The sequence below is a fragment of the Pseudomonas sp. Kh14 genome (assembly GCF_900291005.1).
GTDB classification, from domain to species: Bacteria; Pseudomonadota; Gammaproteobacteria; order Pseudomonadales; family Pseudomonadaceae; genus Aquipseudomonas; species Aquipseudomonas alloputida.
In genome coordinates this window covers 1-257 of the sequence record NZ_OLKJ01000182.1, presented here as the reverse complement: position 1 = coordinate 257, position 257 = coordinate 1, and the positions used below count along the sequence as shown (strand labels likewise).

At 59.1% G+C, this 257-nt stretch carries 1 protein-coding gene; it reads right to left on the bottom strand.

The window, feature by feature from the left end; genetic code table 11:
• Positions 1 to 257, bottom strand: a 257-nt coding sequence (locus tag FQ668_RS28875) for a hypothetical protein (RefSeq protein WP_218570918.1), incomplete at both ends; no start/stop codon positions are given.

Sequence of the window (257 nt, the reverse complement as noted above, 5' to 3'; positions counted from 1 at the left end):
GTCTGTGAATGCCGAAGCTGTCTGAACTCGCTCCTCGTCCAGGCACTTCACATAGATCGTCGGCTCAGTGAACCACGTTGTGGGGTCATCATCCAAGGAATCGCTGAGGTTTCCCGCATAGTTGCCGGACGCGTCAAAGACCGGTCCGGTTCCTTTCCAGCGGACAAACTCGCACCCTTCCTGCGGCACGGCGGTCACCGCGATGAGCTCGGTGGGCGTGTCCGGTTCGGGATCGGGATTGTCAATTGCACAGGTGT